15 protein-coding genes are annotated in these 11,500 nt (G+C 55.7%); 8 read left to right on the top strand and 7 right to left on the bottom strand.

The features are described from left to right. The coding region (locus tag K5905_RS15835) for a GntR family transcriptional regulator (protein WP_297585627.1) at positions 1–198 on the bottom strand (198 nt) is incomplete at its 3' end. Between the two features lie 102 nt (positions 199–300). On the opposite strand from K5905_RS15835, the gene K5905_RS15840 reads away from it, so the two are divergent. Then, the gene (locus K5905_RS15840) at positions 301–540 is read left to right on the top strand and encodes a DUF1127 domain-containing protein (protein WP_297585628.1); all 240 of its coding nucleotides are present in this window, start codon (positions 301–303) and stop codon (positions 538–540) included. A gap of 218 nt (positions 541–758) precedes the next feature. On the opposite strand, the gene K5905_RS15845 is transcribed toward K5905_RS15840, so the two are convergent. Continuing rightward, positions 759–1,295, bottom strand: coding sequence for a peroxiredoxin-like family protein (locus K5905_RS15845; protein WP_297585630.1), 537 nt, complete (start codon positions 1,293–1,295; stop codon positions 759–761). Between the two features lie 109 nt (positions 1,296–1,404). On the opposite strand from K5905_RS15845, the gene K5905_RS15850 reads away from it, so the two are divergent. Then, the gene (locus tag K5905_RS15850; protein WP_297585632.1) at positions 1,405–2,220 is read left to right on the top strand and encodes an AraC family transcriptional regulator; all 816 of its coding nucleotides are present in this window, start codon (positions 1,405–1,407) and stop codon (positions 2,218–2,220) included. Between the two features lie 78 nt (positions 2,221–2,298). Here the strand turns inward: K5905_RS15850 and K5905_RS15855 are convergent, their stop codons facing one another. Further along, the gene (locus tag K5905_RS15855) at positions 2,299–2,922 is read right to left on the bottom strand and encodes a short chain dehydrogenase (protein WP_297585633.1); all 624 of its coding nucleotides are present in this window, start codon (positions 2,920–2,922) and stop codon (positions 2,299–2,301) included. Positions 2,923–3,111: 189 nt separating this feature from the next. On the opposite strand from K5905_RS15855, the gene K5905_RS15860 reads away from it, so the two are divergent. Continuing rightward, positions 3,112–3,996, top strand: a complete 885-nt coding sequence (locus K5905_RS15860; RefSeq protein WP_297585634.1) for a LysR family transcriptional regulator — start codon at positions 3,112–3,114, stop codon at positions 3,994–3,996. 87 nt (positions 3,997–4,083) lie between these two features. Here the strand turns inward: K5905_RS15860 and K5905_RS15865 are convergent, their stop codons facing one another. Together K5905_RS15865 and K5905_RS31610 are read right to left on the bottom strand one after the other, a co-directional pair. Beyond that, positions 4,084–4,494 carry a VOC family protein gene (locus K5905_RS15865; protein WP_297585636.1) on the bottom strand — a complete coding sequence of 137 codons (411 nt, stop codon included), beginning with the start codon at positions 4,492–4,494 and terminating at the stop codon, positions 4,084–4,086. A gap of 67 nt (positions 4,495–4,561) precedes the next feature. Next, the gene (locus tag K5905_RS31610; RefSeq protein WP_367186974.1) at positions 4,562–5,014 is read right to left on the bottom strand and encodes a cysteine rich repeat-containing protein; all 453 of its coding nucleotides are present in this window, start codon (positions 5,012–5,014) and stop codon (positions 4,562–4,564) included. A 345-nt stretch (positions 5,015–5,359) separates the two neighbouring features. Here K5905_RS31610 and K5905_RS15870 point away from each other — a divergent pair, with 345 nt between their 5' ends. The 5 genes from K5905_RS15870 (at position 5,360) to K5905_RS15890 (ending at position 10,690) form a co-directional block, all read left to right on the top strand. Further along, positions 5,360–6,043: a GntR family transcriptional regulator gene (locus K5905_RS15870; protein WP_297585637.1), complete on the top strand. Its 684-nt coding sequence runs from the start codon at positions 5,360–5,362 to the stop codon at positions 6,041–6,043. Positions 6,044–6,194: 151 nt separating this feature from the next. Further along, on the top strand, positions 6,195–7,151 hold the full coding sequence (locus K5905_RS15875) for a tripartite tricarboxylate transporter substrate binding protein (protein WP_297585639.1): 957 nt from the start codon (positions 6,195–6,197) through the stop codon (positions 7,149–7,151). 66 nt (positions 7,152–7,217) lie between these two features. Continuing rightward, on the top strand, positions 7,218–7,676 hold the full coding sequence (locus tag K5905_RS15880; RefSeq protein WP_297585640.1) for a tripartite tricarboxylate transporter TctB family protein: 459 nt from the start codon (positions 7,218–7,220) through the stop codon (positions 7,674–7,676). 12 nt (positions 7,677–7,688) lie between these two features. Beyond that, entirely contained in the window at positions 7,689–9,200 is a 1,512-nt protein-coding gene (locus K5905_RS15885; RefSeq protein ID WP_297585642.1) for a tripartite tricarboxylate transporter permease, read from the top strand. 62 nt (positions 9,201–9,262) lie between these two features. Continuing rightward, complete coding sequence (locus K5905_RS15890) at positions 9,263–10,690, top strand: MmgE/PrpD family protein (protein WP_297585643.1); 1,428 nt, start codon at positions 9,263–9,265, stop codon at positions 10,688–10,690. 93 nt (positions 10,691–10,783) lie between these two features. Here K5905_RS15890 and K5905_RS15895 read toward each other — a convergent pair whose 3' ends face one another. Then, positions 10,784–11,035, bottom strand: a complete 252-nt coding sequence (locus K5905_RS15895) for a DUF2164 domain-containing protein (RefSeq protein WP_297585645.1) — start codon at positions 11,033–11,035, stop codon at positions 10,784–10,786. A 55-nt stretch (positions 11,036–11,090) separates the two neighbouring features. After that, a partial coding sequence (locus K5905_RS15900; RefSeq protein ID WP_297585647.1) for a phosphoribosylformylglycinamidine synthase subunit PurQ occupies positions 11,091–11,500 on the bottom strand: 410 nt, incomplete at its 5' end.

Here is an 11,500-nt window from a genome sequence, read left to right on the forward strand (position 1 = left end):
ACCACGCTGTCTCACCACTGCATAGGCGCGTCCGATGGTGCCAACGGTTACGCCCAGGTCGTAGGCAAGGTCCCGCTGCGGGGGTAGTTTTGCTCCGGCGCCGAGAGCGCCGGTAGCAATGTCATCCGCGATTTTGTCTGCGAGACGGATGTAGAGCGGTCCTTGACCGTCTGGAATCTCAGGAAGCCAATTTGTCATGGTGACAATTTAGTATATTGCATCTTTGAGGGAGTCAATTCATATGATTGTAGCGCTACAATGCGTTCAATGCTTCAATTGTTACCCTTAGGAGGTGCGAAAATGAGCTCAATGGAGACAATTCTCCAGCATTCCGTGCCAAGATTACGGGGAGTGCGTCAGCTTGTCGGCATCCTTGTGCGGAGGCTGATGTCCTGGATCCAGGTCTCCCGCAGTCGAAGGCAGCTGCTGGAATTGACCGATAGGGAACTCGAAGATCTGAACCTGACCAGGGAAGCTGCTGTAGAGGAAGCACGTCGTCCGTTCTGGGATTCCAGATCAGAGCATCGAGGCTGGCATTAGGCAGAAATCGGCAAAGGGCCTGGCAGTGCTTGGCTTGAGACGTCAATATTAGACTGCTTCGGGAACTTGGCGCCCTGCGACCTCGCCCAACGGGATTGAAACAGGCGTCAATGAGATGCCGGACACAATAGCAGCCAGTGTCCGGCATCTCTTTTTGACCACGAACACCCTATGGGAGCAGGTGTCCGGGCCGAAACGTCTTCGCGCAGGAAGGCGCGTTACACTGCGCCCGTATATTCGCCCCGCGCCGGGTAGTCGTTCTTTTGAACGAAGTCGAGTGCGCCGATCATTTCCTGGAAATGCGGTCGTACGAACGGCATGGTCTGAACGGACGCGAAATAAAGCGTACCGTCCGGCCGCACGAGGAAGACACCTGGTTCGGAGAACAGGGCGGGTTCTTCGATACCAATTGAGGTGGTGCCACGGCTGGTCGAGATATAAAGCCCCCATTCTTTGGCGACAGCCAGAGGCAGGTCGTAGCCGAAGCGAAGATCCGGATGTCCAACCTTGTCAGCCATCTGTTGCGTGCGCTCCTGCCCATCTGAAGAAATGGCGATTGTCTTGACGCCTTTTTCCGCAAAGTCAGGGGTAAGACGTCCGAGTTCTTTCAGATAAGTGGCGCAGATCGGGCAATGCAGGCCGCGATAAAAGACGACCAATGTTGCGAACTCCGCACCGTCCTTGGAAAGATCGAAGGGACCGGAGGACAGAGTTTCGACACTCAGGCCGGGTACGGTTTGACGTGGGATAAGCATCGTTTTCCTCATTAACTGGGTGCAGGAGTGGAAATTTCCTTGCAAGTGACCTTAAGATAGTGAACGTTTGAGTGGGAAATGTACTAAAAAGATGATCAGGAGTACGAAAGTGTCCGTTCCTTATCGCGTGTCTTTCAACGGCAAACTGGACCGGTTGTCTTCCCTGATCGATCGACTGCGGGTTCAGGTTGAGAATGCGCACACACAGGACACCGGTGTGCATCTGGCGAACCTCTGGGTTCTGTCCGATGATGCAGACGCAATGCGATTGGTGTTCTGTCCGCTAGACGCAAGCCTGTTGAACATCAACAAGGGTTTGCAACCACGCGACGATGAAACCGTGCTGGTTGCCGCGCATATTACGATATCGGGTGTCGGCAAGCAGCTAGTCAACGCCTTGCCGGATTGCATTTCTGTACCCTTGGCTGAAGAGCCTTACCTGACTGCCGTTGTAACGCCCCTGATAGAGGAGGTGACGCTGCCGCGATGCGGAGGCCAGGCAGCCTTTCAGCGATTGTGTGAAGTTGTGGTTATCCGGCTGCTGCGCCATGCCATGGAGCAGGGCAAGGCTGATACGGGTCTTTTGAACGGCCTCGCTCATCCTCGAATTGCCGCGGCACTGGTCGCCATTCACGAAGCACCGGGCGAAACATGGACCCTGGAAAGACTGGCAGATACGGCGGGCATGTCCCGGACCCAATTTGCCGTAACTTTCAAGGAACTCGTTGGCGCCACTCCGATGGGGTACCTTTCCAATTGGCGCCTGGATATCGCCCGCGCGGAACTTGAGGCAGGAAGACAGGTCAAGTCGGTCGCCTCCTTGTGTGGGTTTTCAAGTCCAGCGGCCTTTTCCCGTGCGTTTTCCAAGCGGTTCGGCGCTTCACCTCGGGAAGCCCGGATCGAGCCGTTGCGTGCGGAAATGTGATCCCGTCAGGTATTCAAGTATGAGTGCAGCCGGATTGGCTGCACTCCTTCAAAAACTTCGATCACCCTGGCCGAGCTTTCAAACTCTGGAATTCGTGCCACCCGCATAGTCCTGTGCATCCAGTGTCTTGCCTGTCATGTCGCCTTCAACGGCTGCAACATAGGCTTTTGCAGTGTCGGCTGCGGAAAGGCCAGGGGTTGGATCCATGCCCAGTACTTCCATGGTTTCCTTGACGAACGAAGGGCTGACTGTATTCAAGCGATGCCCCTGATCGAGTTCAAGTGCCGCCGAGCGTGCAAAGGATTCCAGAGCTCCGTTGGCCATGCTCAGAACGACGGACCCGGGCATCGGTTGTCGGGACAAAGTGCCGGCAGTCAGCGTGAATGAGCCGCCGTTTTCAACATGGTCCCGACCCAGCCGCACCAGGTTTATCTGACCCATCAGCTTGTTTTTGAGAGCAAGATCGTAGGCGGCGTCATCCAGTTCGGAGAAAGAGCCAAAGTTGCCGAGACCGGCTGTGCTGACGACGGCACCGACCCGACCGACCGTTTTATACATGTCTTTTATTGAAGCTTTTGAACTGAGGTCGACAGTGACATCACCAGAATTGAAGCCCGCACTTATCACATGGTGGTTGGGTGACAGGGCACTCAATACCGCCTTTCCGATGGTGCCGGTTGCACCAATGACTAAGATGTTCATGTGTTTCTCCAATGATTTCAGGTTTTTGATTGTTCCGAGGGGCATTTCACAAGCTGGGATGCCAGGAGGTTGGGCTTCCGTTGAGCGTTTGTTCCATTTGCCAGTGTGAACAGCCGGTCGAATTGTCGAACCACAGATAAGGTGATAATTTGCGCAAGAAAATTCTCGAATTAGGCAAAGAGGCCTTGCATGAATGCACAGATATTGGAGTGGGCTGATATACCCTTTGTTCTGGCTGTCTGCGAAGAAGGGAGCCTTTCCGGGGCTGCACGGAAACTGGGGGTGAACCACTCAACAGTGTTTCGGCGCATAGAAAGCGTCGAGGCCAGGGTCGGGGTAAAACTCTTTGAGCGGCTCAGCCACGGTTATGTGATGACCGTTGCCGGCGAGCATTTCTTTCGCAATGCCTTGATCCTCAGGGATGGCTTGAACGGCATCCAACGAGAACTTGGGGGGCGGGACCTGCGTCTTGAAGGTCCGCTCAGAGTAACGACGACGGATTCCTTGCTTCACCGGTTGTCGTCGGTTGTCGCCGAGTTTCAGCAGGCATATCCGGAAATCGAGTTGGACCTGATCTGCGACTCCCGTCCTCTGGACCTGATGCAACGAGATGCAGATGTCGCGCTGAGACCGACCAGTCATCCCCCGGAACATTGGCTGGGCCGCAATCTGTTTCCAATCGCATACGCAACGTTTGCTCATCGGAATTACCTGGAGGTGATCGGCGAACTGCCGGCGGCGCGTCATCGATGGGTCACACTGAGTGACACGCTCCAGAAGACAGCGATGAGCCGTTTGACCGATCTGCAAAAGGAGCGGGAAGCCCCGGTCACGACGACGAATACCTTGATGAGTGTTTTCAATCTCGTTTGTTCAGGTCTCGGTCTGGCTGTGATGCCCTGCTATGTCAGCGCGTTCTGCGCCGATCTTGTTCGTCTGGAGACTGCATCCGCCGATTACAATTCGGACCTGTGGTTGCTGGCGCATCCCGACATGCGCAGGAATGCAAAGGTTCACGCGTTCTTTGAATTCGCATCGACCAGAATCCGGGCAAGCAAGGCGGATTTCATTTAGGCACCCGTCTTGTTTTGACAAGCCGTGCATCGACCAGTTTTCAATCGCGAGACGTAGTGCCAAACACTCCGCGAAGAGAACTCAGTTTCAGGACGGAGGTTGGTCGCACCCGACCATCCAGTGAACTCCGAACCGGTCGGTCAGTGTGCCGAAACCGGCGCTCCAGAACGTCGGGGCGAATGGCATTGTGATTTCGCCACCCTTGGCGAGCTTTTCGAAGGCGGCTCGTGCGTCGTTAAGGTCAGGCATACTGATTGTGACAGCACAACCGGCCATAGTGCCTGTCTCGCCCATCAGATTGTCGGACGCCATGAGCAGGCCGTCTCCAATCTTGAGTGAACCATGCATGATCCAGTGCTTGCGGTCATCAGAGACCGGAAACTCGGGTGGCATTTGCGAGGCAGGCAGAAGTTCAGGCTCACCGCCAAAAATCTCGGCGTATCTCGCCATGGCTTCAGCGCAGTTGCCATTGAAGAAAACGTAAGGGATCGGTTGCATCGGATTGCCTCTCGAACTTGGAGCGGTCTGCGAGTTGGGTTTTGGTTGGTGATGCGGTGCGACAAAGTTACTTCAGATGCCTGAGTACCGATTGTGCTTCTGTATTGCATGTGCCGCTGACCTGAGGAGACCAGGCATATAGGCATGCAAGAAGCCTGGCCTTGCCGGGAGGAACGCCTGGGCACCGCGCCTTGATGTCCGCTGCGCAAACCTTTCGGAGTTTGGTTTCTCCGGGCGTGTTTTTCATCTTCAGGACACTTGGCGGGATCATCCGCTCAAAAGTGCGACTGTTCGTAACCTTGGTCAGTTCCGGCCGACATGTGTTCGAGATCTTGTTGCTGTGCGCGTACAGGCATGCGGAGATCCGACCGCGGCCTTCTCTGACGCCATTGCATAATGACGCAATGTCGGTTGAACACTGTGCCAGGAGCGCGCTCGCTCGAACCGGTTCTGGAGTTGTTCCTGCTAGAGGAAGCGAAAGGGCAAAAGGTAACATTGCTTTGTAAAAAATGTTGGCCATTTGTTCTCACCCGTCTGGTTGCATCAATACCCCTGCCGATTTGGTTCGTGACGGGAGAAGTCTACCGCAAAATCGCGTTCAACACCATTTCGTCAAACAAATATGACGTAGCGTTTTGCTGGTGTTTTACTTGAATGACCGTGATCAAGGCGTTGAGGGAACTGAATGGAGCGTGCAATGAAAACGGGTGCCGAGCAGATGGCCGCACGCCCTATCTTTCTTTCGGTGAAACCTCCACCGGGAGTAGGAGAGGGGACAGAGACTAGAATTGGAAAACATCGCCAAAGGCAACAATCGGGGCTCAAACATCGTTGACAGTTTTCAATGAGCGCTTAGATTTGGACCATGTCAAAGGAAAAGCCACAAAGTTCTGCCTTGGAGCAAATCAACCAACGTCGGTCCAAGACACTCAGCACAATCGTGTGTGAGGCGATCGAGCAAATGATCATCTCCGGCGAGTTGGAAGCAGGCGACCGGATTAACGAGAGCGCTCTTGCCAATCGGCTTGGTGTCAGCCGTGGACCTATCAGGGAAGCCTGCCGCAGTCTCGAGCAGGCGGGGCTGCTTGTCAGCGCCACCAATCATGGCATGTATGTTCGTGAGATGACGCTTGATGAAGCACGCGACCTTTATGAAATGCGTGGTGCATTGGCAGGCCTTACCGGACGTTTGATTGTCGAGCGGGCAAGTGACGAAACCCTTCAGAACCTCTTGAAACTTGTCGAGAAAATGGATGTAGCGGCAGATGAGGGGAACCTGTCGCGTTACTATACACTCAACCTCGATTTTCATGCACTTCTGGTGAAGGCCGCCGAAAACCCTGCCTTGCAGCACAGCTATCGATGGATCGTGAACCAGCTACATCTGTTTCGCCGCCGCGGCCTGGTTCAGGAAGGCAATCTTGTTGTTTCCAATCAGGAGCACCGGGTCATAATTGATGCTCTGCTGGCTCGTGATCCTGAAGCTGCCGAGATAGCAATGCGCCAGCATGTTGCCGGTGGCTGGGCGCGCATGTCCTCACCCTCATAACGCGACTTCGGAATTGAAGCTTCCGGCATTTGGAGGCGATGAGCTGCTATGTCATTTTGTAAACTGTTGACAGTTTACAGTTGGCAATTTGTGGTCCGACTTGTTGTGGGCTCGACATTCTTTGTCGTGCGGGAGCTAACGGGAGGACCCAATGACATTTCTGAAAACAGCGGCCATGGCCGTTTCGACGTTGGTGCTGACGGCTGGACCGGCAGCAGCCAGCGACTTTCCCTCGCAGCCGGTTGAAGTCGTCACTCACGCCTCGGCCGGTGGCGGTACCGATACGACCGCGCGCACTATGCTGATCCGGGCACGTCGCGAGTTGGGTGTCGACGCATTCGTGCAGATCAAGAAGGGAGGCGGCGGCACCGTTGCCATGTCTTATGTGGCGGGGAAACCGGCCGACGGTCACACGGTCATGGCAATTACACCTACGCATCTGATCACCATGGCGCGCGGCCGCGCTCCGATCGCGATCGACGACATCAAGGGCGTGGTTCGCTCCACCGATGATCCGATCATCCTGGTTGTTGCCAAGAGTGCAGGCATCAAGTCTTTCGAAGACCTCAAGGGAGCTTCGAAACTTGCCCCGATCAAATGGGGAGGGACGCAGGCCGGAGGCATCGATCACATTGCGGCCATTACCTTTTCGAAAAACTCAGGGGTGAAGGTCGCCTATGTACCCTTTGACGGTGGCGGTGCCATGGTGACCAACCTGATGGGAGGAAACATCCAGGCCGCCGGTCTCAACTACGGTGAAGCAGTTGATGGCATCGAGTCCGGAGACTTCATTCCCCTCGCGGTTATGGCAGACCATCGTCTGGGCGCTTTGCCAGATACTCCGACACTTGCCGAGCTTGGAGTTGAAGGTGTCAACTTCTCGACAGTGCGCGGCATCGTCGTGATGGCAGACACGCCGGAGGAGCGCGTCGCCGCACTTGAGGAAAAACTCCTGAAGGCAATGGAGCACGGCACCTACCGGGCTTACCTGGAAGGGATCGGTCTTGATGCTTCGTCCATCGGTGGTTCCGAAGACTGGGACAGTCAGATCCGCGATATGTACGCCAGCATTTACGAAACGCTCGGTGAGCTGGGTCTTCGCCAATAATCAAAATGACACTGGAGGAGAGGCGCGTCTTTCGGGGGCGCGCCATCCTGGAGAGGAGGAACCGCCATGAGATTGCCGAAAGATCTCGTGTCCGGCAGCGTCATACTTGTTCTGTGCGCTGCATTGTTTCACATCACCACGACATTCGACAGCGACCCTCTTGGCGCAGCTCAGGGGATGCCGGCGACCCATATGCCGAGACTTGTATTGACCGTGATCGCTTTGCTGACTGTGATCATGATCGTGCAAGGGCTTCGTTCAGACGACAGGAAAGTCGTTGAAAACCCGCCATGGAAAATGTGGGGAACCGCCGGACTGCTCTCACTGACCGCAATCTCGCTTCCCATTGTCGGCGTGCCGCTGTCGTTCTTTGCCGTGTGCATTGCGCTGCCGCTGCTTTGGGGCGCGCGCGATCTCAAGGTCATCGGCATCTTCGCGGTTGCTGTTCCTGTTGCAATCTATGTCTTGTTTCAGTTGCTGCTCGGTCTGCGCTTGCCGCTCGGACCGCTGGCAATGTTGAGCTGAGGGAGGTCTGTCATGGAAGACCTAATCGGTGGGTTGCTGGCAATCCTGCAGCCGCAAACACTTCTTCTGATCTGCGCCGGCACGCTGGTCGGTGTCCTGGTCGGTGCATTGCCCGGTCTGTCGAGTTCGATGGCTGTAGCACTGTTGTTGCCCTTCACGATCTACCTTGATCCCATTCCAGCGATTGCCATGCTGGCAGCTCTTTATTGTGCAGGTACATTCGGCGGATCGATAACCGCTATCTTGATCAACGCACCAGGAGCCCCGCCAGCCGCCGCGACCGCTTTTGACGGCTATCCTCTTGCCAAGAACGGCCAGGCTGGCCGGGCACTCGGCATGGCTGCGGCTGCCAGCGTAGCCGGTGGAATCTTCAGTCTATTCGTGCTCATTTTTGCCGCACCTTTTCTTGCAACAATCGCCTACAGGTTCGGACCGCCGGAATATTTCGCGTTGACTGTTTTCGGTCTGTCGATGCTGGCCTCGATCAGTGGCAAGTCGGCGGTTAAAAATCTCATCGGTGGTGCATTCGGCGTGTTGCTGGCGACGGTTGGCGTTGACCTGACAACCGGTGTGGAGCGTTTCACATTCGGCGTGCCGGAACTCTACGAGGGTATCAGTTTCATTCCCGTGCTGATTGGTCTGTTCGCTATGGCGGAACTGCTCGACCAGGCGGGGCAGAAAGACCGACCGCTGGAACGGTTTTCCATGTCTGCACTCAAATTGCCGACGTTGGACGATTTCCGGCGCGTCTGGAAAACGATCCTCCGGTCTTCGGGTATCGGGACGTTCGTCGGCATTCTCCCGGCAGAGGGCAGTACGGTCGCAGCCATGATTGGTTACAACGAGGCTAAGCGATGGTCGAAGAACAAGGACAATTTCGGCAAGGGTGAGATTGAAGGTGTTGCGGGGCCGGAAGCTGCCAACAACGCGGCCACGGGCGGGGCCATGGTGCCGACGCTGGCACTGGGTATTCCAGGGTCCGCGACCGCAGCCGTCATTCTCGGTGGGTTGCAGATCCATGGACTTCGCCCGGGACCATACCTGTTCGAAAATCAGCCAAACCTGCTATATGCGATTTTCTTTGCCATGCTTCTGGCGAATTTCGTGTTCCTTGCCTTCGGCCTTGTCGGGGCGCGCTATTTCTCGAGGATTTCGCTGATTCCGCGCCAGTTTCTATGGCCCGCAGTCTTTTGCCTGTGTGTCGTCGGGGCGTTCGGTGTCGGGCAATCGTTGAATGATGTCTACATCATGCTGATCGCCGGTTTCCTCGGATACTTCCTGAACCGGGCGGGTTTCTCTCCGGCGCCGATCATCATGGGACTGGTTCTCGGCCATCTGGTTGAGAACTCCCTGGCCCAGTCGATGATCCTGTTCGATCAGGATGCCTGGCGGTTCCTGACCAGACCGATCGCTGTCTTCTTCTTTGTGCTTGCCGTTGTCAGCATCTTTTCGACACCGGTAGGCCGCTTCATCAAGTCGCGCAAGCGGGACGCCGCCGACCGGCTTGCGCACGGCAACGAGTGAGAGCCCTGAATAGCTCTCCTTCGAAACAAGTTTCCAAACACCCAAATGAAGGACCACGTCCAATGTCCGTCGCCAGAAATGTTTACGCCGAAATACCCGAACAATCCGCGGTCACCGAGACTGCAGCGGATTTTGTCGAAAGCGTCACCTATGATGATTTGCCGGAAGAAGCTATTCGGATCGGTACACGCTGTATTCTCGATGGCCTCGGGCTCTTTGTTGCCGGATCGGATCACGAGATGGTCGAAATTCTGAGTGAAGAGGCGATGGAAACCGCCGGACGTGGCGATGCATTGCTGATTGGGCAATCCAACTTGGTTCCGGCGGCAATGGCTGCGCGGGTTCTGGGCACTGCCGGCCATGCACATGACTGGGATGACAGCCAGGTCAGCACCGATCCGGCCCACATCTATGGCCTTCTGACACATCCGACCATACCACCGCTGTCCGCGTCACTTGTCATGTCGCAGTATCTTCAAGGCATCGACGGCAGACAATTCATGCTGGCGTTTCTTACCGGCTTTGAAGTTGAGTGCAAGATATCGGAATGGATGCTGCCGCAACACTACATGCGCGGAATGCATTCCAGCGGCACCGTTGGGACGTTCGGAGCCTATGCGGCAGCGGCAAAGCTGCTTGGGCTGAAGGGTGACCAGCTGCGCTGGGGCTTCGGTATTGCAGCCAGTCTGGCGGCTGGGATCCGCTGCAATTTCGGCACGATGACAAAACCCCTGCATGTCGGCCGCGCTTGCGAAAACGGTATTACAGCCGCCTTGCTTGCAAGGCGCGGTTATACCGCCGACCCGGAAGCCCTGGACGGGCCCTGGGGCTTCTTTGCGGTACATGGCGGAGGTGTCAGTGCAGAGAAGATCAGTCAGGGATTCGGCAAGACCTGGACAATTCTTGAGCCCGGAGTTTCCATCAAACCTTACCCTTGCGGGGTTCTGACCCATCCGACCATCGATCTGATGTTAAGGCTGGTTACCGACGCAGATATTGCATCCGAGGCGATAGAGAACGTCACGGTTCATGCAGGAACCAACATACTAAAACCAATCCGCTATCCCATCGCGACCAACCACTTGCAGGCAAAATTCTCTCTGCCGGCGGCACTGGCCATGATTGCGCTGGAACGAAAGGCAGGGAAGCGAGAGTTTTCCGATGAGTTTGTCCAAAGCGATGCCATGCAGGCGATGCAGCGGCGCATTCATACCGAACTGGATAAAGACATCGAAGCACAGGGTTTTGATGTCATGCGATCGCGGATCACCATCCGCTTGAAAAATGGCAAGGAAGTCGCCGGATGGGCCAACGAGCGATATCGGGGAGGGCCGGAAAACCCCATGACCGATGCCGAATTGGAGGCCAAGGTCCGCTCGTGTTGTGACGGGCTTCTGGATCCGGCAGGGCAGGACCGGTTGATTGATATAGCCTGGAAGACACCGGAGCTTCCAGAGGCTGCCATTCTTGCAAAGCTATTGAGACAATAAAACCAAGTCGGCAATCGAGATTGCTCGGTCTCTTCAGATGCACCAGGTGACGCTGACGTGTTGCCTGGTGCGATGGCCAGGCTTGTGTCCGGTCTACTCTCCGGAAACGTATTTTTCCATGGCGGAGAGTTCGCCGGCGATGTCTTCTGCTTTGCGCTCGATGAGGATCTGTGCGTCCTGAAGGCCAAGATTGTAGCAATGGTGGCCGACAGTCTTGATCAGATACTCGACCAGTTGTTCGGCATCCATGTTGCCGATCTCGAGATCGAGCTCGTCGGCTACGAACTGTTGAACCTGGCGGCCCAATGCCGCCCGGTCTTCATGGGAAAGTTCTATATCCGCCATTCATACCCTCGCTCTGGCTTCGTTGGGCCTTATTTCGGCAAGCGGCAGAGTGTCCTCAGGCGGCCTTTTCGACAAGGCTTTCAAACAACAGCCGTCCGTCCAGACCGCCATGCAGCGGTTCAACCAGGTTTTCAGGATGCGGCATCATGCCAAGTATGTTGCCTTTGTCGTTCATGATGCCGGCAATATCGTTTATGGAACCGTTCGGGTTGGTGCCGTCGGCATACCGGAAAACGACCTGGCCGTTGTCTTCGATCCGTTTCAAGGTCACCTCGTCGGCGAAGTAGTTGCCATCATGATGAGCAACCGGGCATCGCCAGACCTGACCTTTCTTGAATTTTGACGAGAAACGGGTTGCGCTGTTGACCGTCTCCATCATCACTTCCCTGCAGACAAAGTGAAGATCTGCGTTTCGCATCAGCGATCCGGGCAGGAGGCCGGCCTCGGTCAGGATCTGGAAGCCGT

Source organism: Roseibium sp., assembly GCF_025698965.1.
Taxonomy (GTDB): Bacteria; Pseudomonadota; Alphaproteobacteria; order Rhizobiales; family Stappiaceae; genus Roseibium.

Coding starts and splice junctions, on each gene's coding strand:
- K5905_RS15875 (WP_297585639.1), top strand. CDS start 6,195: ATGACATTTCTGAAAACAGCGGCCATGGCCGTTTCGACGTTGGTGCTG.
- K5905_RS15840 (WP_297585628.1), top strand. CDS start 301: ATGAGCTCAATGGAGACAATTCTCCAGCATTCCGTGCCAAGATTACGG.
- K5905_RS31610 (WP_367186974.1), bottom strand. CDS start 5,014: ATGGCCAACATTTTTTACAAAGCAATGTTACCTTTTGCCCTTTCGCTT.
- K5905_RS15880 (WP_297585640.1), top strand. CDS start 7,218: ATGAGATTGCCGAAAGATCTCGTGTCCGGCAGCGTCATACTTGTTCTG.
- K5905_RS15845 (WP_297585630.1), bottom strand. CDS start 1,295: ATGCTTATCCCACGTCAAACCGTACCCGGCCTGAGTGTCGAAACTCTG.
- K5905_RS15885 (WP_297585642.1), top strand. CDS start 7,689: ATGGAAGACCTAATCGGTGGGTTGCTGGCAATCCTGCAGCCGCAAACA.
- K5905_RS15865 (WP_297585636.1), bottom strand. CDS start 4,494: ATGCAACCGATCCCTTACGTTTTCTTCAATGGCAACTGCGCTGAAGCC.
- K5905_RS15870 (WP_297585637.1), top strand. CDS start 5,360: ATGTCAAAGGAAAAGCCACAAAGTTCTGCCTTGGAGCAAATCAACCAA.
- K5905_RS15895 (WP_297585645.1), bottom strand. CDS start 11,035: ATGGCGGATATAGAACTTTCCCATGAAGACCGGGCGGCATTGGGCCGC.
- K5905_RS15855 (WP_297585633.1), bottom strand. CDS start 2,922: ATGAACATCTTAGTCATTGGTGCAACCGGCACCATCGGAAAGGCGGTA.
- K5905_RS15890 (WP_297585643.1), top strand. CDS start 9,263: ATGTCCGTCGCCAGAAATGTTTACGCCGAAATACCCGAACAATCCGCG.
- K5905_RS15860 (WP_297585634.1), top strand. CDS start 3,112: ATGAATGCACAGATATTGGAGTGGGCTGATATACCCTTTGTTCTGGCT.